26 protein-coding genes are annotated in these 24,234 nt (G+C 36.4%); 3 read left to right on the top strand and 23 right to left on the bottom strand.

The window, feature by feature from the left end; translation table 11 throughout:
• Nucleotides 1-21 precede the first annotated feature (21 nt).
• The 4 genes from EKM68_RS07760 to EKM68_RS07745 form a co-directional block, all read right to left on the bottom strand.
• Nucleotides 22-2,670, bottom strand: coding sequence for a valine--tRNA ligase (locus EKM68_RS07760; protein ID WP_125589483.1), 2,649 nt, complete (start codon nt 2,668-2,670; stop codon nt 22-24).
• Nucleotides 2,671-2,940: 270 nt separating this feature from the next.
• On the bottom strand, nt 2,941-4,158 hold the full coding sequence (gene thiI / locus EKM68_RS07755; RefSeq protein WP_125589482.1) for a tRNA uracil 4-sulfurtransferase ThiI: 1,218 nt from the start codon (nt 4,156-4,158) through the stop codon (nt 2,941-2,943).
• Between the two features lie 9 nt (nt 4,159-4,167).
• Nucleotides 4,168-5,313, bottom strand: a complete 1,146-nt coding sequence (locus EKM68_RS07750; RefSeq protein ID WP_125589481.1) for a cysteine desulfurase family protein — start codon at nt 5,311-5,313, stop codon at nt 4,168-4,170.
• 78 nt (nt 5,314-5,391) lie between these two features.
• Nucleotides 5,392-7,080, bottom strand: a complete 1,689-nt coding sequence (locus EKM68_RS07745; protein ID WP_125589480.1) for a septation ring formation regulator EzrA — start codon at nt 7,078-7,080, stop codon at nt 5,392-5,394.
• 322 nt (nt 7,081-7,402) lie between these two features.
• Between EKM68_RS07745 and rpsD the strand changes: the two genes are divergently transcribed.
• Nucleotides 7,403-8,011, top strand: a complete 609-nt coding sequence (gene rpsD, locus EKM68_RS07740; RefSeq protein WP_125589479.1) for a 30S ribosomal protein S4 — start codon at nt 7,403-7,405, stop codon at nt 8,009-8,011.
• A 65-nt stretch (nt 8,012-8,076) separates the two neighbouring features.
• Here the strand turns inward: rpsD and EKM68_RS07735 are convergent, their stop codons facing one another.
• Nucleotides 8,077-8,679, bottom strand: coding sequence for a DUF1054 family protein (locus EKM68_RS07735; RefSeq protein WP_125589478.1), 603 nt, complete (start codon nt 8,677-8,679; stop codon nt 8,077-8,079).
• Between the two features lie 108 nt (nt 8,680-8,787).
• Here EKM68_RS07735 and EKM68_RS07730 point away from each other — a divergent pair, with 108 nt between their 5' ends.
• Both EKM68_RS07730 and EKM68_RS07720 read left to right on the top strand, forming a co-directional pair.
• Nucleotides 8,788-10,080 (top strand): replication-associated recombination protein A, encoded by a 1,293-nt coding sequence (locus EKM68_RS07730; RefSeq protein ID WP_125589477.1) that lies wholly within the window; start codon nt 8,788-8,790, stop codon nt 10,078-10,080.
• Between the two features lie 354 nt (nt 10,081-10,434).
• Nucleotides 10,435-10,911 (top strand): universal stress protein, encoded by a 477-nt coding sequence (locus EKM68_RS07720; RefSeq protein WP_125589473.1) that lies wholly within the window; start codon nt 10,435-10,437, stop codon nt 10,909-10,911.
• A 78-nt stretch (nt 10,912-10,989) separates the two neighbouring features.
• Here the strand turns inward: EKM68_RS07720 and EKM68_RS07715 are convergent, their stop codons facing one another.
• From EKM68_RS07715 to upp, 18 genes are all read right to left on the bottom strand, one after another.
• A complete protein-coding gene (locus EKM68_RS07715; RefSeq protein ID WP_125589471.1) occupies nt 10,990-11,853 on the bottom strand; it encodes a helix-turn-helix domain-containing protein in 864 nt (287 codons plus the stop codon).
• A 101-nt stretch (nt 11,854-11,954) separates the two neighbouring features.
• On the bottom strand, nt 11,955-12,248 hold the full coding sequence (locus tag EKM68_RS07710) for a glycine cleavage system protein H (protein WP_125589469.1): 294 nt from the start codon (nt 12,246-12,248) through the stop codon (nt 11,955-11,957).
• A gap of 9 nt (nt 12,249-12,257) precedes the next feature.
• Complete coding sequence (locus tag EKM68_RS07705) at nt 12,258-13,460, bottom strand: FtsW/RodA/SpoVE family cell cycle protein (RefSeq protein ID WP_125589467.1); 1,203 nt, start codon at nt 13,458-13,460, stop codon at nt 12,258-12,260.
• A gap of 11 nt (nt 13,461-13,471) precedes the next feature.
• Nucleotides 13,472-13,693: a DUF2969 family protein gene (locus tag EKM68_RS07700; protein ID WP_125568574.1), complete on the bottom strand. Its 222-nt coding sequence runs from the start codon at nt 13,691-13,693 to the stop codon at nt 13,472-13,474.
• 9 nt (nt 13,694-13,702) lie between these two features.
• Nucleotides 13,703-13,996 carry a membrane protein insertion efficiency factor YidD gene (gene yidD, locus EKM68_RS07695; RefSeq protein WP_125589550.1) on the bottom strand — a complete coding sequence of 98 codons (294 nt, stop codon included), beginning with the start codon at nt 13,994-13,996 and terminating at the stop codon, nt 13,703-13,705.
• A 5-nt stretch (nt 13,997-14,001) separates the two neighbouring features.
• Nucleotides 14,002-14,184: a DNA-directed RNA polymerase subunit beta gene (locus EKM68_RS07690; protein WP_125589465.1), complete on the bottom strand. Its 183-nt coding sequence runs from the start codon at nt 14,182-14,184 to the stop codon at nt 14,002-14,004.
• A gap of 8 nt (nt 14,185-14,192) precedes the next feature.
• Nucleotides 14,193-15,182 carry a rod shape-determining protein gene (gene mreB, locus EKM68_RS07685; protein WP_125589463.1) on the bottom strand — a complete coding sequence of 330 codons (990 nt, stop codon included), beginning with the start codon at nt 15,180-15,182 and terminating at the stop codon, nt 14,193-14,195.
• A 106-nt stretch (nt 15,183-15,288) separates the two neighbouring features.
• Nucleotides 15,289-16,611, bottom strand: coding sequence for a UDP-N-acetylglucosamine 1-carboxyvinyltransferase (murA, locus tag EKM68_RS07680; protein WP_125589461.1), 1,323 nt, complete (start codon nt 16,609-16,611; stop codon nt 15,289-15,291).
• Between the two features lie 29 nt (nt 16,612-16,640).
• Nucleotides 16,641-16,871, bottom strand: coding sequence for a DUF1146 family protein (locus EKM68_RS07675; RefSeq protein ID WP_025024258.1), 231 nt, complete (start codon nt 16,869-16,871; stop codon nt 16,641-16,643).
• A gap of 159 nt (nt 16,872-17,030) precedes the next feature.
• Nucleotides 17,031-17,462, bottom strand: a complete 432-nt coding sequence (locus EKM68_RS07670) for a F0F1 ATP synthase subunit epsilon (RefSeq protein WP_125589460.1) — start codon at nt 17,460-17,462, stop codon at nt 17,031-17,033.
• Between the two features lie 15 nt (nt 17,463-17,477).
• Complete coding sequence (atpD, locus tag EKM68_RS07665) at nt 17,478-18,932, bottom strand: F0F1 ATP synthase subunit beta (protein ID WP_125589458.1); 1,455 nt, start codon at nt 18,930-18,932, stop codon at nt 17,478-17,480.
• Between the two features lie 20 nt (nt 18,933-18,952).
• Complete coding sequence (locus EKM68_RS07660) at nt 18,953-19,870, bottom strand: F0F1 ATP synthase subunit gamma (protein ID WP_125589456.1); 918 nt, start codon at nt 19,868-19,870, stop codon at nt 18,953-18,955.
• A gap of 17 nt (nt 19,871-19,887) precedes the next feature.
• Nucleotides 19,888-21,414, bottom strand: coding sequence for a F0F1 ATP synthase subunit alpha (gene atpA / locus EKM68_RS07655; protein WP_125589454.1), 1,527 nt, complete (start codon nt 21,412-21,414; stop codon nt 19,888-19,890).
• Between the two features lie 15 nt (nt 21,415-21,429).
• Nucleotides 21,430-21,978, bottom strand: coding sequence for an ATP synthase F1 subunit delta (gene atpH / locus EKM68_RS07650; protein ID WP_125589452.1), 549 nt, complete (start codon nt 21,976-21,978; stop codon nt 21,430-21,432).
• On the bottom strand, nt 21,965-22,486 hold the full coding sequence (gene atpF / locus EKM68_RS07645) for a F0F1 ATP synthase subunit B (protein WP_125589450.1): 522 nt from the start codon (nt 22,484-22,486) through the stop codon (nt 21,965-21,967). Before atpF ends, atpH begins: the two co-directional genes overlap by 14 nt.
• A gap of 76 nt (nt 22,487-22,562) precedes the next feature.
• Nucleotides 22,563-22,775, bottom strand: a complete 213-nt coding sequence (gene atpE / locus EKM68_RS07640; RefSeq protein WP_025024264.1) for a F0F1 ATP synthase subunit C — start codon at nt 22,773-22,775, stop codon at nt 22,563-22,565.
• 24 nt (nt 22,776-22,799) lie between these two features.
• On the bottom strand, nt 22,800-23,510 hold the full coding sequence (gene atpB, locus EKM68_RS07635) for a F0F1 ATP synthase subunit A (protein ID WP_125589448.1): 711 nt from the start codon (nt 23,508-23,510) through the stop codon (nt 22,800-22,802).
• An 89-nt stretch (nt 23,511-23,599) separates the two neighbouring features.
• Nucleotides 23,600-24,229: a uracil phosphoribosyltransferase gene (upp, locus tag EKM68_RS07630; protein WP_125589446.1), complete on the bottom strand. Its 630-nt coding sequence runs from the start codon at nt 24,227-24,229 to the stop codon at nt 23,600-23,602.
• Nucleotides 24,230-24,234: the final 5 nt, after the last annotated feature.

The raw sequence follows: 24,234 nt of genomic DNA, 5'->3' as shown, positions 1-24,234 counted from the left end.
TGTCTTTCCCCCATTATTAAATTATTTATTAGCTTTTAATTGATCGATACGTTGTTGAATCTTAGCTTGTTTAGCTTGATAGTCAGCTAACTTTTCTTTTTGTTCAGCAACAACCTTTTCTGGTGCTTTATCAACAAAGTTCTTGTTAGATAATTTCTTATCCAAACGAGTTATTTCTTTGTCCATCTTAGCTAATTCTTCCTCTTGACGAGCGATTTCTTCATCGAGATTGATCAACTCAGCTAATGGAATATAAACTTCAGTTCCGTTAGTAACAGCCGTCATAGCAAGAGCTGGAGCTTCTAGGTCAGTTTCAACTTTTAATTCCTTAGGATGTAAGAATCTGTCAACATATTCTGTGTTATTCAAAATAATTTGTTTAATATCGTCATTTTGTGGCTTGATAAGAATATCAACTGCTTTTGAAAGTGGTGCGTTGGCTTCAAGACGAATCTTTCTAACTGACTTAATCAAGTCAATTAGGATGTCCATATCATTCATAGCTTTTTCATCTTTGAATTCATCATGATTTTCAGGGTATGCAGCTAATGAGATCGACTTACCATTATGAGGCATTGATAGCCAAATTTTTTCAGTAACAAAAGGCATGATTGGATGCATAAGTCTAAGAATCTTGTCCAATACATATGCTAAAATCATTCTCTTTTGATCTTTAGCATCACCATCTTCACCAGTAAGTGTTGCCTTACTCATTTCGATATACCAGTCACAAAAGTCATTCCAGATGAAGTTATACAGATTACGGCCAACTTCACCAAATTCAAATTTGTCCATCAAACGATTTACTTCGTTAACGGTATTGTTCAACTTAGCTAAGATCCACTTATCAGATAGGTCGTAACGAGTTACCTTAGATAAGTCGTCCATAGCTGGAGTATTCTCATCAAGATTCATGATAACGAAACGGCTGGCATTCCAAATCTTATTGATAAAATTCCAAGCCGAGTCCATCTTGTCATAGCTGAAACGTGTATCTTGTCCAGGAGTTGAGCCATTCATCAAGAACCAACGAAGTGCATCTGCACCATATTTCTCGATAACATCCATTGGATCGATACCATTTCCAAGTGACTTACTCATTTTGCGTCCTTGTTCGTCACGAATCAAGCCATGAATAACAACGTGTTCAAATGGACGTTCATCAGTAAATTTCAAACTTTGGAAAATCATTCTTGATACCCAGAAAAAGATAATATCGTAACCAGTTACCAATGTATCAGTTGGGAAATAACGTTTGAAGTCTTCAGAATTTTCATCTGGCCAACCCATGGTTGAAAATGGCCATAGAGCACTTGAGAACCAAGTATCTAGAACATCACTTTCCTGTGTCCAATTCTCAATATCCTTAGGTGCTTCCTCACCGACATACATCTTACCAGTTTCTTTATTGTACCAAGCAGGAATTTGATGTCCCCACCATAGTTGACGTGAGATAACCCAATCATGAACATTGTCCATCCATTGCTTGAAAGTATCCTCGAAACGATCAGGAACAAAGTTTACTTTATTGTCCCCCTCTTGATTCTTCAGTGCCATTTCAGCAAGTGGTTTCATTTTAACAAACCATTGTGTAGACAATCTTGGCTCAACTTGTGCGTCTGATCGTTCTGAGTGACCAACACTGTGAACGATTGGTTCAACATTTAACATGTAATCCCCATCTTCAAGATCTTTAACAATCGCTTTACGTGCGTCAAAACGATCCATGCCGTTATATTTGCCAGCATTCTCGTTCATTGTACCGTCAGGGTTCATAGTATTGATACGTTGAAGATCGTGACGATTACCAACTAAGAAGTCATTAGGATCATGAGCTGGTGTGATCTTAACCATACCAGTACCAAATTCTTTATCAACATAGTGATCAGTAATAATGGGTACTTTACGATCAACTAGTGGAACGATAACTTCTTTACCAACAATATCCTTATATCTTTCATCGCTTGGATTAACTGCAATGGCAATATCACCAAACATTGTTTCAGGACGTGTTGTAGCGATTTCGATATAACCAGATCCGTCAGCATATGGGTACTTAACGTGATAAAATGCACCTTTGTCATCCTTATGAATAACTTCAATATCCGACAAAGCTGTTTGTAGTTCTGGATCCCAGTTAATAATGTACTCACCACGATAGATCAAACCTTCGTTATAAAGTTTAACAAAAACCTTACGAACAGCCTTTGATAATCCTTCATCCAAGGTAAATCTTTCACGAGAGTAATCTAATGAAAGACCTAATTTACCCCATTGTGCTTTGATAATTGAGGCAAATTCATCCTTCCATTTCCAAACTTCGTCAACAAACTTCTCACGACCAAGATCGTATCTTGAAATTCCTTGTTCACGTAACTTAGCTTCAACCTTAGCTTGTGTAGCGATACCGGCATGATCCATACCTGGCAAGTATAAGGTGTCATAGCCTTGCATACGTTTGTAGCGAATCAATGTATCTTGGATTGTAGTGTCCCAGGCGTGGCCTAAATGCAACTTTCCAGTAACATTGGGTGGTGGAATAACGATTGAATAGGGTTTAGCTTTCTTGTCACCAGAAGGTTTAAAAACATCTTCGTCAAGCCATGCTTGATAACGCCCCTCTTCAACTTCTTTGGGATTATATTTAGTATCCATGTCGATTTCTCTCATATGTTTTCCTCCTAAAAATAAAAAAAGAGCATTCATCCTGAATAGGACGAATGCTCGCGGTACCACCTAAATTGAAAGTCTAATAATAGACTTTCCTCTCAACAGATAACGGTGGCCCGATCATTTTGATAGCTCACAGGTAACAATTAAATCTCATGAATGTACAATTCTCAGCTAACATGTACTCTCTAAAGTCACTTAATATAACACTCCTGCTCAAAGCTGTTGATTTGATGATAAAACATATTTCACAAAACGTCAATTATAATTTTATAGCAAAGTACTAATATCTTCTTGTTGTTGTTCCATGAAGTGATCACCATGTTCGATTGTTGTGATTTTAACTTCTGCCATCGAACGTTCGATCAATCCGTCAATATCAAGAGAACTTTCAAATTTGCGAGTCTTCTCAATATTAGGTCTTGTCTTAGGACTTGGTGGAGCAAAGACTGTACAGCAATCTTCGAATGGTTGGATCGAAAGATTAAATGTATCAATATCTTCGGCTAATCTAATAATTTCAGTCTTATCCATTGTTGCGACAGGACGTAAAATCGGTGTCGTTGTGACATCATTGATAGCAGCCATACTCTCAAGCGTTTGGGAAGCAACTTGTCCAACTGCTTCACCATTAAAAATAGCTAAGCCATTTTCTTTTTCACGCAACATATCAGTTAGTCTCAACATGAACCGACGTTGAATAGTCATCAAGTAACCTTCTGGAACTGATGATTTGATTGTTTCTTGAATCTCAGCGAATGGCACTTCGATGAACTTGATATTACCACCGTAAACAGTCAACTTGCTTGTAAGTTCCTTAGCCTTATTCAAAGCCTGTTCTGAAGTATAAGGGGGACTGAAGAAGTGAACCATTTCAATATCTACTCCCCGTTTCATAGCTAAGTAACCAGCAACAGGTGAATCAATCCCACCAGATAACATCAGCATCGCCTTTCCAGCTGTACCTACTGGCAAACCACCAGCACCTTTAACAGTTAGGTATGAAAGATAAATACCATCTTGACGTACTTCAACTGAAATTTTGATATCAGGACGTTTCATTTCCACATCAATTCCTGGGAATTCATCACAAATTGCATCCCCAAGTTGCAGGTTGATTTGATTAGTATCCAAATGATATGAATGATCTGAACGCTTAGTTCCAACTTTAAAACTCATACCAGGTTTCCAACCCTCGTGCATCATTTCGATAGCCTTAGCTTTAACATCCTCAAAATCATGTGACACTTTAACACTCAATGAAAAAGTTTGAATACCAAAAACATTCTTCAGCTTCTCCATAATAGGTTGAGCATCTTCACCATTCAATTGAATATGGAGACGATCACGATGTGGTCTCATAACTAAATCAGGGTAGTCCTTCAATACTTTAGCAACATTTCCGTGCAAACGGTCAATGAAGCTCTTACGATTCTTACCCTTTGTTGATAATTCGCCGTAGCGAACCATAATTTCAGTGTATTCCATTAAATTCTCCTAGTTTAAAATCTGGAAGTGTTCGTGAACTTCATCCAAATTCTTAATAAATTCTTTCATTTCTGATTCAGTATTATTTTCATCCAAGCTGACACGGACAGCGCTTGTAGCAACCTTCTCTGGTGTACTCATAGCTTTCAAAGTACTTGATTCCAAACCTTTTTTTGATGAGCAGGCACTTGTTGTAGAAATGTAAATATCACGATCCTCGAAAGTATGAACGATAGTTTCTCCACGAACTCCATCAATTGTGAAACAAATAATATGCGGAGCAAAGTCATCAGACAGTTTTGTGAAAACATGCGTATTAGGCAAACTCTGAATATGTTCGATCAACTCCGTCTTTAACTTATTCATTTCATCAGCCTTTTTAGCTTCATCTTCTTTTAACAAACGCAAGGCTCTAGCCATGGCTGCAATAGCTGGTGTGTTTTCTGTACCACTTCTCAGGTTCTTTTCTTGGCCACCACCTGCCATAAGTGGTTCTAATTGCTTGCCAGCTTTCATATAAATAAAGCCGATACCACGTGGGGCGTGGAACTTATGACCAGAGAATGTATAAAAGTCAACACGAGGATCAATGAACTGATCTTCGATATTCTTACCAATAGCTTGAGTTCCATCAACATGGTAACTGATATTAGGATAATCATCTAAAACACGAGCCATCTCATGAATAGGTTGAATTGAACCAATTTCGTTATTAACAGCCATTGTTGAGACTAAAATAGTATCATCTCTAATAGCTTTCTTCAAATCATCAGCACTGACATGACCAGTTTTATCGACTGGCAAATAAGTTACTTCATATCCCAATTCTTCAAGCTCATGCATTGAATTCATAACTGAAGGATGCTCAATTGAAGTTGTAATAATATGCTTACCAAATTCACGTTTTTTAAATGCCGTTCCTTTGATAATCCAGTTATTACCTTCTGTACCACCACTTGTGAATACAATCTCGTATGGTTTAACTCCCATTAATTCAGCGATTTGCTTGCGAGAAGTCTCCACTAATTCGTAAGCCTTCAATCCTAACTTATGCAAACTAGAAGGATTACCAAAGTAATTCAAGCTAGCTGCATTGTATGTATCGAGGACACTTTTCTCGATTTTTGTTGTTGCACTATTATCAAAATAAATCATATTTTTCCCACCAAAATAAAAAGGCCTTATTGGCCTTAATTTTTTTTACTACCTAATAAGATAACGCAAAATTCATATTTATGCATTAATTGTTTCTTTTATTCTTTCAACTGAACCAGATTCAACACGTTCCAAAGCCGCTGAAATAGTCTCAACTGACTTACCATATTCATAATCATCATCAAACAAAGCACGTGCTCGAATTAATTGATCTGCAAAGTCCGCATCCTTATTTGCATATCTATTAGCGTATTGCAAGAGCTTTTCAGCTAATCGAACATTCATCTTCAAATCTGTCGTCTTCTGAACCAGATTCTCGAGATCCTCTTGTGTTACGATAACTTGCTTACTAATATCTTCCATGTTGATTTGTTCTGCATCTAATTCATTGTATAACTTAGTAATTTCATCATAGACCATATAAAAATAGTCCAAGTAATCATCTGGTAATCCATTTAGACGCAACTGCTCAATAATTTTCTTTTGAATTTCCAAGCGCTTAGCGTACTTATCAACACTGTTACGAGAAATACGTTCACTCGAAATCATTTGATTAAAATTATCATTGATTGATTTTTCACTCGATTCAATATCATCAAGTTGTTCAACGATTCCTTTAAAGTCACTTTCAGCTTGTGAGAAAATCGCATTTTTATCAGCAATGTTCTGGACATCCTGATCGAAGTTAGTACGAATTTGGCTCAACAATACAAAGTTATCTTTGAATCTTTTTAGATCATCATCAGCAATAACATAATCATTACTTAATTTTTGAATTCGAGTATCCAATCGATTGTGCTGAAATTTAGCGTGATTAATATAATCTAATACTGGTTTTTGTTGCTTTAACACATTCTGCTTAGCATCAATTTCAACTGTTAAAACATCGTAAAGATGATCAATATTTTGACGTATTTCTTCATTAATATTATTAACATGATCAAAATTTAATTCACCTAATTCAGAATCGGATAAATCCAAACTGTTTTGAGCTTCTTTAATCAAGGATTCAATATCTTCTTCAAACTTGAATTTTTGATTGAGCAGTTTTTGATAAACAGAATTGATTTCTTCGATTTGTCCAGGAAAGATTTCAGTCAATTCATGGTGCAATGGTTCGATTACCTTCAATTGGTCTGTGATCAATCCAAGTTTGATTTTTACATCATCAAGATACTGACTAGCCTCAATATGGTCACCCTTGTCAGCCAACTGCGCTTCTTTATCTAACAGACCGGCAATTTCAGTCAATTCATCTTCCAATTTATCAGCAGCTGATCCGTAATTAAATGACTGTGTTAAAATCTTTTTGCGTAAATCTTCATATGTTTGTTGGAGAGCTTCACTTTGAGTAGCATTTAATTCATCACTCTTAGATAACTCATCCAATTCTTCAGAAATACTATTGATTTTTTCTTTCAATTCATTCAATGATTGATCAACTTGCTTCAATTGTTTTGATGCACCAAAAACTTTAAACTGAGTATTTTTATATTCAGAACTCCGAATTTGACGTAAAATTGAAGGCACAATTTCATTCAATTGTTCTTGGTAATTAGATTTGAGCTTGCTAAATTGATCACGGCTAGCACCAGCAAGCTTCATTTCCTCTAGTTTTTTTAATTTATCATTCAATCTGTCTTCTTTTAATTCATCAGCACGTTCTTTATATGAATTAAGAATACCTGCGTTTTTCTTTTGCAAAAACCACATGTACCATAGGAAGACTAAGATCAGAATAATTATTCCAATAATTATTATCGACACTTTAACACCCCTAATGATGATTCGATATCATATAACTTGAATTATACCAGAGAACAACCTTACTATTTATTTTAATAGACTTTCATAATAAAGTTTTAAATATTGGCCCCAAAATTTCTTTTGACTTTGTCAATCATTCAAGTTACACTAGTCTTCGTGTAAAATATGCAGCCAAGAGCGGCAAGAACGTCAACAGTTACCGACATATTTGTTCAATTAGTAACCCACAGCTGCATGTGGTGAAAGTTGTAGCGATAACTGCACGAATGCTAAACTCTTGTTAATTATTTTACTCCATACAAATTTTTGGAGGAATTTATTTATGTCTAGATATACAGGCCCACGTTGGAAATTATCACGTCGTTTAGGAATCTCACTTTCAGGTACTGGTAAGGAAATCGCTCGTCGTAACTATGCTCCTGGTCAACATGGTCAAAATGGTCGTCGTAAGATTTCAGAATACGGTCAACAATTAACAGAAAAGCAAAAGCTACGTTTCATGTATGACGTTAACGAACGTCAATTCCGTAACTTGTTCTTGCGTGCTGGTAAACTTGATGGTATTCACGGTATCAACTTGATGGTTCTTCTTGAATCACGTCTTGACAACATGGTTTATAGATTAGGTCTTGCAAGTTCACGTCCACAAGCTCGTCAACTTGTAAACCACGGTCACATTACTGTTGATGGCAAACGTGTTGATATTCCATCATACGAAGTTGCTATTGGTCAAAAGATCAGCCTTCGTGAAAAATCAAAGGATCTAGCTATTGTTAAAGCTAACCTTGAAAATGTTGTTGGTCGTCCTGGTTTTGTTACATTCGACGAAGACACAATGACAGGTTCTCTAGTACGTAACCCAGAACGTGACGAACTAGAACCAAATATTGATGAATCTCTAATTGTTGAATACTACAACCAAATTCTTTAATATTTATCAAAACATTCACTTTATGTGGATGTTTTTTTATACTCAAAAATAAAAAGGCTGCGGAATTATTTTTCTGCAACCTCTTTATTTGCTATTACTAAAAATTTGCTAAGTTGAATAAATTTATCGAATAATAATTTATCATAATTACCTTGTTCAACCTCTTCAGAATCCTTCAACAAATCATAACCAATTACAAAATCACTGGATTTAACTTTTGAATAACGGCTCACGACGTCCGCATAATTTTGAGCAGATTTCATTTCTGCCTTAGTGTGATCATTTGAAACCAACCAGTCTCCCGCTTTCACACTGTCATGCCAACTATCAATTAATGGATAATACTCCTGGCGATCATAGGCATCAGCCAGCAGACTAAAAGTGATAAAATATCGATCAGGCCACAAACCTAACTCTACATGGGGTGTCTTTTTATAACCACTTTTATCCAAATTAATAGCTAGCCAAGTATCTGGAGGTGGATTCTTAGTCCTTCTCTGATGTTTGGCGATTTTTATATAAAATCTTTGTTGATATTCTTGTTCCAAATTATCAAGTAATTTATTTCCAAATATTTCAAATTTGGGATCAAGCTGTTTTTTTATTAGTCCAAGACGACCTGATAAAGTATCATCGTTAAAAACTTCAAAATCACTTTTATCAAACATGATAATCTCCCCTTTTATTTTTTGAGAAAAAACAGCAAAAGAAATCTAATCGTCTTTCTCCGCTCTCTGTTGTAGAATATACTTATTGTACTTTATATAGGAGGATTTATGCAAAAACCATTAGCATACCGTATGAGGCCGACGAGCATCGACGAAATTGTCGGTCAACAACACTTGGTTGGTCCTAACAAGATCATTCGTCGAATGGTCACTGCCAAAATGCTATCATCAATGATTCTTTACGGACCACCTGGTATTGGTAAAACTAGTATTGCCAGCGCTATTGCTGGAAGTACCAAATACGCCTTTCGAAAATTAAATGCTGCGACTGACAGTAAAAAAGACTTACAAATTGTCGCTGAAGAAGCAAAAATGAGCGGTACTGTCGTATTACTACTCGACGAGATTCATCGTTTGGACAAAACCAAGCAAGATTTTTTATTGCCATTATTAGAAAGTGGATCAATCATTCTGATTGGTGCTACAACTGAGAATCCATATATTAATATTAGCCCTGCTATCAGATCACGAGTGCAAATATTTGAACTGAAACCACTTGAACCTGAAGATTTAAAACAAGCTGTCAAACGTGCTTTGGATGATAAAGAAAATGGGCTCGGTAAATACAATGTAAAAATTGACGACAATGCCCTCAATTTATTAGTTAGTTCCACCAATGGCGACTTACGAAGTATTTTGAATGGATTAGAATTATCAGTATTATCAACTGAAGAAAAGTCCGGAGTCATTCATATTGATTTGAAATCAATTGAAGAGTCAATTCAAAAAAAAGCTATCTCTGCCGACAAAAATGGTGACAGTCATTACGATGTTATTTCAGCTTTTCAAAAATCGATACGTGGAAGCGACCCTGATGCAGCATTATTGTATTTAGCAAGACTTCTGGAAGCTGGAGAGCTTATCACTACTATTAGGAGGCTCTTAGTCTGTGCATATGAAGATATTGGTCTAGCTAACCCTCAGGCATGTCAAAGAGCTGTACAAGCTGCTCAAGTGGCACAAATGGTTGGACTGCCTGAAGCTCGAATTCCATTGGCCGATGCCGTCATTGATCTGTGCCTGTGTCCTAAATCAAATTCCGGAATGGTAGCGATTGACGCTGCATTAGATGATGTGCGAAATGGTAAGGCAACATCCATTCCTGATGATTTAAAAGATGCACACTATTCTGGAGCTAAAAAGCTTGGACACGGTATAGGCTACAAACTTCCACATGATTATCCAAATGCTTGGGTTTATCAACAATATCTTCCAGATAATTTGGTAAATGAAATTTTTTATGAACCGAATACCACTGGTAAATATGAGCAAGCATTAAAAATGCGACTCGAACAATTAAATGATTTGAAAAATAAAGCCAAACGGAGTGAACATAAATAATGACAATTAAGATTTTAATGCTAATATTTATTGTTTTTTTATTAGCACTAGCATATAACTTATGGAGCCACCGCAATCGAAAATTCTTAATCTACTCACCAAATGAAAATTTAAATTTGAAAAGTATTATGATAATTACATCCGTATTATTATTATTGATCTCTATCGCAGGAATTATCATTATGATCGTCGGTAATAAAGAATCCAATTTCATCACATTAATTTTAGGTAGTATCGTTGCAGCAGGTTTTTCAATTTATTTGGCAAATATTCGCAGATGACTGTATTTATTAGGCTCAATCAACTAAAATGAAGATGTAAGTAAGATATATAATTAATCAATGGGGTGATAATATGTTACAACAATATAAAAACATTCTCGTACCAATTGATGGTTCTTTTGAAGCTGAACTAGCTTTCAAAAAGGCTGTGGAAGTAGCAAAAAGAAACGATGCTGCTGTACATCTAGTACATGTAATTGATACGCGTGCATTCCAAAATGTATCAAGTTTTGATTCAACTATGGTTGAACAAATAACTGAAAAAGCTAAAGAAACTGTTAAGAGTTACGTTCAAACTGCTAAAGATGCTGGATTAACAAATATTGATTACAGCATTGAATACGGTGCCCCAAAGGCAATCATTGCTACTGATTTTCCTAAGAAGTTAAGCGTAGATCTTATTATGATCGGTGCAACTGGTCTTAACGCTATGGAAAGATTGTTAATTGGTTCCGTTACAGAATATGTAACAAGAACAGCTGCATGTGATGTGTTAGTTGTAAGAACTGACTTAGATAACAAATCTATTCAGAAACCACGCAAAAAATAAAAAAATTATTAAAAAAAAGTGAGTTGATTTTAATTAATCAACCCACTTTTTTTATTTGAAATTAATAATTTTTAATTACTATTTATTAAAAATACTGAGATTCATTTCATCGATTTTTGATTTTAATTTATCAAAAATATTCTTGTTATCATTTATGCTGGAAATAACATATGCTTTGATGTAGTCTTCATCAGACTTTTGACCGTCACGAGTACCAGCCTCAGCCATTGAACAATACATTGTATCAAGTTTGAACAACGACTGTTCCTTCTTAGCAATATAAATACCTTCATTAGCATAATCGATAGCTTTTTGATTATCGTCCAAGTCTAAGGATAGTTTTGACATATTAGCATAGATCAAAATGCTATCATGATAATTATCCTCATTGATTTTTTCAGCACTAGACTGAATCAAATCTTTGGCTTGTCCATAGTAGACTTTCGCCTCATCTAAGGACTTCTTGTTAACATACGCCTTAGCAGTATAAACATCGATTAAAATGTCGTACATGTCAATATTAGCGATATTAACATTCATTGCACGGTTAAAATCAAAAATCGCCTTATCATAATTCTCGTTAATTTCATATTCGACTAACCCATTGAAGAAATGAATTAACTTGATTTCTTGTTTATTGTTAACATTTATATCATTTAATTTATCCAATTTATCACTGATACCCTGATAATCATCTTTATAAAATGAATTTTTGATATCAGAAATTATTGAATAAATTTGACTATCATCGTTGACAATAACGAGGTTCATTGTGATACCCAGTCTCTCACAAATGCGAACCAAGATCTCCATGCTAGGAATTTTGTCCTTTTTCTCAATAAGACTTACAGTCGCCTGAGTACAAATACCATCAGCAAGCTCAGATTGAGAAATACCTCTGAGCTTTCTGTAGTGGCGAATTTTTTCACCTAAAATTTTCATTTGAATTATCCCCATTCATTTATTAATTTCAGGATAATTTAAACAGTTCTTAAAAAAACATGCAAGAAATAAGCAACAATAAAACTATAAGTTTTAATTATTTAATTATTTACTTCGAAAAGCCATGCATCTTTCTCAGAACCATTTAATAATTCCGGATTATCAGTTAATTTATCATTAACCTTCATTATTGTACCCGAAACTGGCGATTCAAACTCAATTACAGCCTTCTGTGCTTCCACCTCACCGGTAGAATCTCCGACTTTTATCTCACGTCCAACGACTGGAAGGTCAATAAACTTAACCTTTCCGAGCGCTTCTTGACCTGCTGAAGTCAAACCTATACGTGTTGTATTGTCACCTTTTTTAACCCATAAATATTTATCAGTTGCCATAAAAAAAACCTACCTTTGTTTAAAAGCACCATTTTCAAACATATAACTTTTGTGATGATATCTCATTGACATAATCAAACCGATACCGATCATATTACCTAATAGTGATGATCCACCTTGTGATATGAACGGCAAAGGAATACCAGTCAACGGTAAAAGTCCAACACTCATACCAATATTTTCAAAGACATGGAACAAAATCATCATAATTACACCAGTTGATACATATGCGTAGAACTCATTCTTTGTATCGAAAGTAACTTGAATCATTTGATATATCAATAGAAAATACAAGAAAATAACCACACAAGAACCAATAAATCCAAAGTTCTCACCTATAACTGAAAAGATCATATCTGATTCTCTAACCGGAACATAAACGTTAGATACATTAAAACCTTTACCGAATAACTGTCCTGAACCAATTGCCTTCATGGTTTGCCAAATTTGATATCCATTCTCAGATGTATCCTGCGATGGATTCAACCAACTATCAATACGGGCAAACTGATATGCTCTAAAGCCAAAGTGAGAAAGTATTTGACGGCCCCAATCAGTTGTAGCAAAGGTCAGGGCTGCGCCACCAAAGACCGCGACTACCAAGAAGGCTGTCAAAATAATGCGCCAATCAATTCCCGAGACAAGAATCATTCCACCGAGAATTGCCGCGAAAACCAGTAAAGTACCAAGATCATTTTGTAATTTCAAAAGAACCATTACCGGAGCTGTCCATAAAAGCATTTTACCTAATAACAAAAAATCGGTTTTCAAAGTATGAACTTGATATTCACTATTATGATTCGTTATAACTTTACCCATCATCAATATAAACGCGGGTTTCATAACTTCAGATGGCTGAAAAGTAAATGATCCAAGTGCAAACCAACTCTTAGCACCAGTCGTTGCAGCATATGATCTACTATAAAAGATCAATACCAGCACCAAGAGCGCAAGTCCACCATAATAAGCATAATTTGCCACTTGCCAAAGTTGTTCAGCATCAAACTGCATTATAACTGCTACAATAATTGCTCCAAGAGTAAACCAAGCCACTTGGGAAATAACATTTCGCGTAGGACTCTGAGAATCTTGGATAGTCGCAACGTAAATAGACATTAAGCCAATCAAGGCTAGCATCATTACGGAAAATATTATTCCGTAATCAATTCGTGAATCCGTATCATTTGCTTTCTTATTATTTCTAATTTGCATTTTTACACCTATTAATGATTATGCAGATTATACTGCATCAATAATTCATTTATAGCATCATCTAACTTAACTGATTTGAAAGGAGTGTCAGTGCTTTCAACGAATGATAGATAACGTTCTCCTTCTTTAGTAATGGTACCAATATACTTTTTACCATCCCAGAGCTCGTACTTTTCTGGATCATCGCTAATATCTTTTAAGTTAATTTCAACTGCTTTTTTTGATTTTGACATTAAATCTTCCTATTCTTCTTTACTATGAAATTTCTGAGCAATAATTTCATCCTCGTAATCTTCAGGATGAGGATTTCGAAAGATGGTGAAATTATCCGGAACAGGATCAACACCACCACGAACAAATGGATTACATCGTAAAATACGAGCAATACCCATAATTGAGCCTAAAATTGCACCATGTTTTTTTACCGCATCAATGAAATATGTCGAACAAGTTGGATAATATCTACAACTTGGTGGTAACACTGGTGAAATAAATTTTTGATAAACTCGGACTAGACCGATTATTATTTTTTTTATCATTGTCATCTCAAGAAATCAAACATGTGCATCCAGGTTCCAGGCCAAAGAACTGCCAACGGATTAGATCCACCTAATGCAGAACCTATCAACATTCCTAAAACGAGAAAAATAAGCATTAGCAATAAGACCCAACCAATTTTTTTGAATATATTTCGACGATATTCTTTACCAAAGTCTCGTTTCATTTTTCACCTTAATATTTCTTATGTTTTTCTATGTTATCTAATAATATTCCAGTACCTAACGCAACTGAATCTAGTGGGCTTTCTGTCATCAAAACGGGAACCTGTAGTTCGTCTGACAAAAGCTTATCCAAATTCTTGAGTAAGGCGCCACCACCAGTCAACATGATACCACGATCAATGATATCAGCTGATAATTCTGGAGGAGTTTGTTCGAGTACGCCCTTAGCAGCTTCGATGATTTGTGTAACGCCATCACTCAGTGCTTTTTCAACTTCTTTTTCGTTGATAGTGATTTCTTTAGGCAACCCACTAACAATATCAATACCACTAGCTGAGAATGTAACACTTTCATCAGCGTCCATGGCACAACCAATTTCAATCTTGATTTGTTCTGAAGTTCTTTCACCAATGATCAAGCCATGATTTTGCTTCACAAAGGCTTGAATGGCACTAGTCATCTTATCACCGGCAAATCTCAATGAACGGCTTGTAACGACGTCTCCCATTGATAGAACGGCAATATCACTAGTACCACCACCAATATCAATAACCATATTACCTTGTGGTTTAAAGATATCAAGTCCCGCACCAACTGCGGCAACTTTTGGTTCAAGTTGTAGATAGACCTTACCACCACCGGCTTGTTCAGCGGCTTCAATAATAGCCTTTTGTTCAACTGGAGTAACGTTTGTGGGTGCACAAATCATAATTGTTGGCTTTGAAAAACGTCCTCCAACATTCAATTTATCAATAAAGTACTGAAGCATTTTCTCTGTTATATTAAAATCAGCAATAACACCATCTTTAAGTGGACGAACAGCCTTGATATTTGCTGGTGTTCTACCAACCATCATATAGGCATCTTTACCAACCGCAACGACATCGTCGTTTTTAGTGTTTATTGCGACTACAGAAGGCTCGTTTAAAACGATACCTTCTCCTTTTACATCTATAAGTACATTCGCTGTACCCAAATCAATTCCTAGATATTTTGCCATGCTATATCCTCCAAAATCTAAACACAAAAAGTATATCATAAACCAACGTATCATTTTAATTTATCAATAAAAAAAGAAAGTGGAGAGCCACTTTCTTAAGATACTTTTAAGCTAACTTCGTAACACTAGATACTGTATTCAATACTAGACTTTCACGACCACTTTCGTCAATCGATACACGTCTAACATTAGCACCTAATTCTCTTAATTTTTCAGTGAAACGATAATATCCACGATCCAAATATTGAAGGTTTGAAACTCTAGTTTCACCTTCAGCAACTAATCCAGCCAAAACCAATGCAGCAGCAGCACGCAAATCTGTCGCAGCAACATTAGCACCTGATAATTGTGCAGGTCCAAACATAATCACAGAGTTACCCTCTATCTTATAATCAGCCTTCATCTTACCAAATTCTGGAAAATGCATGAAACGATTTTCAAATACAGTCTCCGTCATAACGGTTGTTCCCACACTTAACAGTTGTGCAAGTGTCATTTGAGCTTGCATGTCAGTTGGAAATCCAGGATGTGGCAATGTCTTAACATCAACTGGTTTCAATTGATTAGTTCCAATCACTCTAATTCCTTCATCTGATTCTTCAATCGTAACACCCATTTCTTCTAACTTAGAAATCAATGGTTTGTTATGAATTGCAACGGCATCTTTAACCATAATGTCACCGTTTGTAACGGCAGCAGCAACCATAAATGTACCGGCCTCAATACGATCTTGCATGATCATGTGTTCACAGCCATGCATAGATTCAACGCCAGTAATACGAATAGTATTAGTACCAGCACCACTGACTTCAGCACCCATTTTGTTCAAAACATTAGCTAGGTCAACGATTTCTGGTTCGCGAGCAACGTTATCAATAACTGTAACACCGTCAGCCAAAGAAGCTGCCATCATAATGTTTTGAGTAGCACCAACACTTGGAAAATCCAAGTAAATATTAGCGCCGTGTAGACCATCAGTTTTGGCATCGATATAACCGCCATTTTGACTAAATTCTGCACCCATTGCTTCAAGTCCCTTAATATGCAAATCAATGGGTCTAGAACCAATTGCACAGCCACCAGGCATTGCTACATGTGCTTCTTTACTACGAGCTAAGAGGGGGCCTAAGACGACGATAGAGGCACGCATCTTGTCAACTAGTTCCTCCGGAGCTGTTGTAGAAATCCCATGGGATGTATCAACAGTTAAAATTTCATCATTTTTATCAAAAGTAACGTCAGCATTCAAAGCTCTTAGAACTTTTGCCATCGTTGTAACGTCTGAAAGCGGAGGGATATTGGATAAGGAAGTCTTCCCTTCAGAGGCCAACAATGTTGATGCTAAAATTGGTAATGCTGCATTCTTGGCACCTTCAATTCTTACTGTTCCCTTTAATTGACTAGGTCCATTTACGATTATTTGTTGCACTATATTCTCCTCCAAAACGTTGGAATCATTTAAAAAAGTAAGGTTAGGTTTTGTGAAACACTGATAATGTTCAAAAAGAATGAACTAACAGTATACCCTAGAGCGATTGAAACAAACGCTACAAGTAATTGTAACATTCTAGGATTGGATTTGTTATAAATTTTTCGCCAGTCTACAACTTGTAAAGCATTGAAACTGATCCAGATAAATACCACATGGCTAACCAGCGTAATTATCGCATGTATTCCTAAACTTGTCATTTTATAAACCTCACTTTTTTAGATTTTAACACTTGTAATATGACTTTTAGTAAATTATAAAGATTATTTTAAAATTTTGATGAATTATTTGACAAACAAAAAAAGACTGACACTTCTTCTAATTGAAGACAGCGTTAGTCTTTTTATATAAAACATATTTTATTTGTGCGAACTTACATTGATTCTATTCATAGCTTTACGCAAAGAAACTTGAGCACGTGCTAAATCATCAACATTATGTTTCTCTTCGGCTGTTTTAATTGTCTCTTCAGCTTTTTGTTTTTGATATTGGGCACGTCTTAAATCAATATCCCTAGCTCTTTCAGCACTATTAGCTACGATAGAAACTAGATCATTGCTGAACTCCAAGAATCCGCCGTTAACAGCGATGGCATCTTCATGATGCGGATCATCGGTACGCTTAACACGAACCTCCGAAATTTTAATAGGTGCAATAATTGGTTCGTGGCTAGCCATGATACCAACATCCCCATCAATCGCATTCACAATAACTAGATTGCCATGATGGTCATATACAACACCATCAGGAGTAACAATATTGACCGTCACAATATGATTTGGATCAGCCATATTATCTCCTCCTTATTAGTTAGCGACTGCCTCAGCAGCGTTATCATCATTTTGTTCATCAGCAGGTGTCCAACCCATATCCTTAGCCTTGTCAAGAACATCTTGGATTCCACCAACACCATTAAAGGCGTCTTCTGGGACATCATCATACTTACCATGAAGAATATCCTTGAAATCTTTAACTGTTTCTTCAACAGGGACATAAGAACCTGGTCTACCTGTAAATTGTTCCGCAACACTGAAGTTTTGTGACAAGAAGAATTGGATACGTCTTGCACGTGCAACAACAGTTTTTTCTTCATCAGATAATTCATCCATACCAAGAATTGAGATAATATCTTGCAATTCACGATATCTTTGAAGAACTTGTTGAACACTTGTAGCTACATCATAATGTTCTTCTCCAACAACTGATGGGTCAAGAGCAGATGAAGATGAGGCTAGTGGATCAACAGCTGGATAAATACCTTGTTCAGTTAACTTACGTTCCAAGTTGGTTGTAGCATCCAAATGGGCGAAAGTTGTAGCTGGAGCAGGATCAGTATAATCATCGGCAGGAACATAAACGGCTTGAATTGAAGTAATTGAACCCTTCTTAGTAGAAGTAATTCTTTCTTGCAATTGACCCATTTCTGTAGCCAATGTTGGCTGATAACCAACGGCTGAAGGCATACGACCTAGTAAGGCTGAAACTTCAGAACCAGCCTGTGTAAATCTAAAGATGTTATCAATAAACAATAGAACATCTTGTCCTTCAACATCACGGAAATACTCAGCAATTGTCAAACCTGTTAAGGCAACACGCATACGAGCACCAGGTGATTCATTCATTTGACCATAAACCATGGCTGTTTTTTCAAGAACACCGGATTCCTTCATTTCATAATAAAGGTCATTACCTTCACGTGTTCTTTCACCAACACCAGTAAATACTGAGATACCACCATGCTCTTCAGCAATATTATGGATCAACTCTTGGATAAGAACGGTCTTACCAACACCGGCACCACCGAACAATCCAACTTTACCACCACGAACGTAGGGTTCAAGAAGATCGATAACTTTGATACCTGTTTCAAGAATTTCTGTTGATGTATTTAATTCATCATATGCAGGAGCTGAACGGTGAATACTGTCTCTTCTGAAATCGGCAGGGAATTCCTTACCTCCATCAATTGTTTCACCCAAAACGTTAAACACACGGCCTAATGTTTCTTTTCCAACAGGAACAGAAATAGACGCATTTGTATTAACAACTTCAGCACCTCTTTGAAGTCCATCAGTAGAACTCATGGAAATAGCACGTAAGGCGCCATCACCTAGTTCTAGAGCAACTTCTAGGGTAATATTTGATCCGTCGCTTTTCTTAATAACCAAAGCGTCATTAAGTTCGGGAAGATCTCCGTCTAAAGGAAATTCAACGTCAACAACTGGACCAATTACCTGAATAACTTTACCTTTGCTACTCATTTATTTGGCTCCTTTCTAAACTATTCTAGTGCAGCAGCACCGCCGACAATTTCAGTGATCTCTGTAGTAATTTGAGCTTGACGAGCACGGTTGTAATGTAACGAAAGATCAGAGATCAATTCATCAGCATTATCAGTAGCACTCTTCATGGCTGTTACAGAAGCAGCATGTTCTGCTGTCTTTGCATCCATCATTGCTCCGAAAATTAAAGATTCAATATATTGAGGTACAATTGCAGACAAGACCGCTTCAGGACTTGGATCTGTAATATACTCACTAGCAATATGTTCTTCTTCATGAGTTGAATCTTTAGCTTGTTCAAGTGGTAACAATTTATCACTAGTGAACTTAGAAACCAAAGAATTAACATGGTGGTTATGGCAAATATAAATTTCGTCAAAAGTACCTGCTTGATATAACTGCAAAATTGTTTTCACAATTGGAGTTACATCTTTAACTGTAGGAATGTCAGGTAAACCACGATATTCATACGAAATGTCAATTCCACGAGCTTTGAAGAATTCTGTACCGGTATTTCCTAATGAAATAACAGTAAATTTACTCTTGTCACTATGATACTTTGTACGGAATGTATCCATCATAGCTTTCAAAATATTACTATTATATCCACCAACTAAACCACGGTCACTAGTTAAAACAACATATGCAGTCTTTTTTACCTCACGCACTTTAAGAAGATTGTTTAAGCTCCATGGATCAGATGAATTCTCTGTCACAGGGATTTCCTTAAATAAATTACCCATCGTCAAATGACGGATAATATCCTCAACTTTTTTTGCGTACAATTGATAAGCAATAGATTTCTTTTCAATACGAGAGAGTTTAGCACCAGAAACCATTTGCATGGCTCTTGTTATTTGACCGGTTTTCTTAGTAGAAGAGATTCTTCTTTTTATATCCATAAGTGACTCAGCCATAATTTAAACCTCCTGTATTATTTATCTTGCTTTTCAGATTTTGAAGCCAAGAAGTTTTCAGTGAATTCTTTGACACCGGCATTCATCTTGTCTTCGTCAGGTAATGTACCTTTTTCTTTGATTTCTGTTAAGAGATCAGCATGATTTGCGTCGAAAAATTCAGAAAGTGAAGTTTCATACTCTTTGAGATCATCAACTGCAACTTTATCAAGGAAGCCTCTTGTCAAAGCAAACAAGATCAAGACTTGTTTTTCAACAGCCATAGGAGCATGTACAGGTTGTTTTAGAACTTCAACTGTACGGCTACCACGATCTAGTTTAGCCTTTGTAGCTTCATCAAGGTCAGAACCAAATTGAGCAAATGATTCTAGCTCACGGTATGATGAAAGATCTAGACGTAATGTACCAGCAACTTTCTTCATAGCCTTGATCTGTGCGTCACCACCAACACGAGAAACAGAGGCACCAGCATCGATAGCTGGACGTGTACCTGAATAGAATAGATCACTACCCAAGAAAATCTGTCCATCAGTGATAGAAATAACGTTTGTTGGAATATATGCGGAGATATCACCGGCTTGTGTTTCGACGATAGGTAAGGCAGTCATTGACCCACCACCTAAATCATCACTCAACTTAGCAGCACGTTCTAGTAAACGTGAGTGTAAGTAGAAAACATCACCAGGATATGCTTCACGCCCAGGCGGTCTACGAAGCAATAGTGACACTTCACGATAGGCATTAGCTTGTTTGCTTAAGTCATCGTATACGATAAGAACGTGCTTACCATTGTACATGAAGTATTCACCCATAGCTGCTCCAGCATATGGTGCGAAATACAACATAGGAGCGGGTTGACTAGGACCAGCTTCAACAACGATAGTGTAATCCATTGCGCCGTTCTTTCTTAAAGTTTCAACTTGACTTCTAATTGTTGATTCCTTTTGACCAATTGCGACATAAACACAAATCATATTTTGGTCTTTTTGATTGATAATTGTATCAATAGCGATTGAAGTTTTACCAGTCTTACGGTCACCAATGATCAACTCACGTTGGCCACGACCGATAGGTACAAGCGCATCGACAGCCTTCAAACCTGTTTGTAATGGTTCAAAAACTGACTTACGTTGCATAACACCAGGTGCAGGTGATTCAATAGGTCTTGTCTTATCTGTCTTAATATCGCCTAAACCGTCAACAGCTTGACCCAAAGAATTAACGACACGTCCAATAAGTGCATCACCTACTGGAACTTCCATGATACGACCAGTTCTTTTAACTGTATCGCCTTCACGAATTTTATCGTAATTTCCCAAAATGATAATACCAACATCATCACTTTCAAGGTTTTGAGCCACACCATATGTACCGTCTTGGAATTCAAGTAACTCAGATGCCATAGCATTTTCAAGGCCATTAGCACGAGCGATACCATCACCGACGTATGTAACTGTACCTACTTCATCAACTGAGAGTTCATTTTTATAGTTCTTCAACTGTTCTTTGATCAGTGAACTAATCTCTTCAGTTTTGATGCTCATTCTTTTCACCTCGACTTATTTGTTAACCAATAGCATATGTTTAATCTCGTTAAATCTCTTAACGACACTTCCATCAATAACTTGATCACCAACACGGATAACAATCCCACCGATGATGGATGGATCTACTATTTTTGTTAAATTTACTTTATTTACTGAAAATCTATTTTGAACGACAGACTTTAATTTGTCTTCTTGATCTGAATCCAATTCAACTACTGACTTAACAGTGACTTCAACGATACCGTTATCGGCATCATATCTTTGAACAAAAGCGTCAGTGATCTCGTCTACGCAATTCAATCTATCTCGGTCAAAAAGAATACTGATGAAATCTTGAAACAACTCACTATGTTCAGATTTCAATGTATCGACGATCTTAGACTTTTCAGTGCGAGAAATTGAACGTCCTGAAAAAGCAATATTTAAACCAGGATTTTCTGAAAACACAGTTGCTAGAGAATTGATCTCTTCCAAAGTATTATCAACTGAATCTTGTTCTTGTGCCACTTCATAAAGCGCTCTACTGTAACGTTTTCCCACTTGGAATTTACTTAGTTTCATTGTTTAAGGTCAACTCCTTAATATAAGAGTCGATCAGTGATTTTTGGTCATTTGCATTAAGCTCTTTGGAAATAACCCTTGAGGCTACTTCTAGAGATAAGCTAGCGATGTCGTTTTGCGCATCGTTCATAGCTTCTTCTTTAGCTCGTTCAGCATCTGACTTAGCTTTTTGTCTTACCGATTCAGCTTCACTATGAGCATCAGCCATGATGGATTTCTTTTGATCTTCACCATTTTCTTTGGCCTTATTTACGATGTCAATAGCTTCAGCACGTGAATTTTTAAGTGCATCTTCACGTTCCTTCGCAAGCTTGTCAGCACGTGCGCGTTCTTGATCAGCATAATCCAGATCACCGGATATCTTTTCTGATCTAGCGTCCATCATCTTAGTGACAGGACCCCAGGCGAACTTACTAACAGCTGCTGTTAAAAGGACGAATGAAATAAGAATAAAAAGCATGTCACCCAAAGCTAATTTACCTGCTCCAAGCACTAATAAACTTGCCAATATTCTCCACTCCTTCCTTTCCTACAAAACATAAAAAGGCGATTTAATTTATTATCGCCGGATTAATCTGTATGTATTATACGAAAAGAATAACGAATGCAATAGCAATGGCGATGATAGGAACAGCTTCAATCAAACCAACACCAATGAACATTGTAGCTCTTAAGTCACCAGAGATTTCTGGTTGACGAGCCATACTTTCCATTGTCTTTGAAATAACAAGTCCGTTACCGATAGATGCTCCAAGAGCTGCAAAACTAGCTGCAATAGCTGCCGCGATTTCTTTCATGATGTAAAATTCCTCCAATAAAAATTATTCTTTTTCCAGTTTACGTGAAATATAAACCATTGATAATGTGGTAAATACATACGCTTGGATGGCTCCAATAAAGACTGAAAAGCCTTGCCAAATCATTTCCAGTGGTAAAGCGATCACTAGTGAAACAACTCCAAAACTCTTAGCAACAGTTCCAATAAGTGCAAGAAGTACTTCACCGGCAAATATATTACCGTAAAGACGTAGTGATAACGTCAAGAAGTTGGTGAACTCTTCCAAAATATTTATTGGTAACAAGAAGCCTACGGGTTTTACGTAGTTGCTTACATAACCGCCAAATCCAAACTTCTTCACTGAATAATAATGTGAAATCAGCAACGATATCAAGGCAAGTGCCATGGTTACCATTGGATTTGTTGTAGGAGATTTAATATAAGAATAACCGCCTACCTTAACTTGGAATATTAATCCCAGTTGGTTTGCGAAGAAAACGAAAGTAAACAGTGTAAATGCGTACAATCCGAATTGCTTCACCGCTGAATCAGGCATTAATGATTTTATAATATTATTTGTAAAATCAATAATCCATTCTAACACATTCTGAGCCTTACCAGGCCTCATCGTAACCTTACGAGATAACGAGAAGACGAAGATAAATACCAGTATTGCGGCAATCAATGCTGACAAGTCATTAGCAACATTGAATCTTAAACCAAGAAAATCAATAAACTTATATTTATCATCCAATAATACCCCCCCTTTCTTCGCTTATTGAAAACAATTGATACCACAAAATAATAACACTTCTAAAAAGATATTCAAACAGTGATTTTATTTTATTTAGTTCCAAATAGTCTATCACCAGCATCACCCAAACCTGGGAAAATATATCCACTATCAGTAATTCTTTCATCAAGTGAAGCAGCATAGATATCAACGTCAGGATGTGCTTCTTGAACGGCCTTAACACCTTCTGGAGCTGCTACTAAAACAACTAGACGCATGTGCTTAGCACCACGTTTCTTCAATGCTTCAATAGCCATGTTTGCTGAACCACCAGTTGCAAGCATTGGATCAACGATAAATAATTCACGTTCATCAATATCATTAGGTAGTTTTACAAAATATTCGTGTGGTTGTAATGTCTTTTCGTCACGATACATACCAATATGACCCACCTTAGCTGCAGGAATCAACTCTAAAACACCGTCAACCATGCCTAAACCGGCACGAAGAATAGGAATAACAGCTAGTTTCTTACCAGCAAGTACCTTTTGTGTTGATTTGCCCATTGGAGTTTCAATTTCGATATCCTTCAAAGGTAGATCTCTTGTAATTTCGTAAACCATCAATTCACCAATTTCATTAGCAACTTCACGGAATACTTTCGTACCAGTATGTTTGTTTCTAATAATTGTTAATTTGTGTTGAATCAATGGGTGATTTAGTACTTGAAATTTAGACATTTTGT

The organism is Companilactobacillus jidongensis (genome assembly GCF_003946575.1).
Classification (GTDB): domain Bacteria; phylum Bacillota; class Bacilli; order Lactobacillales; family Lactobacillaceae; genus Companilactobacillus; species Companilactobacillus jidongensis.
Note: the sequence above shows the minus strand (reverse complement) of the source record. Positions and strands in the feature narration are given on the sequence as shown.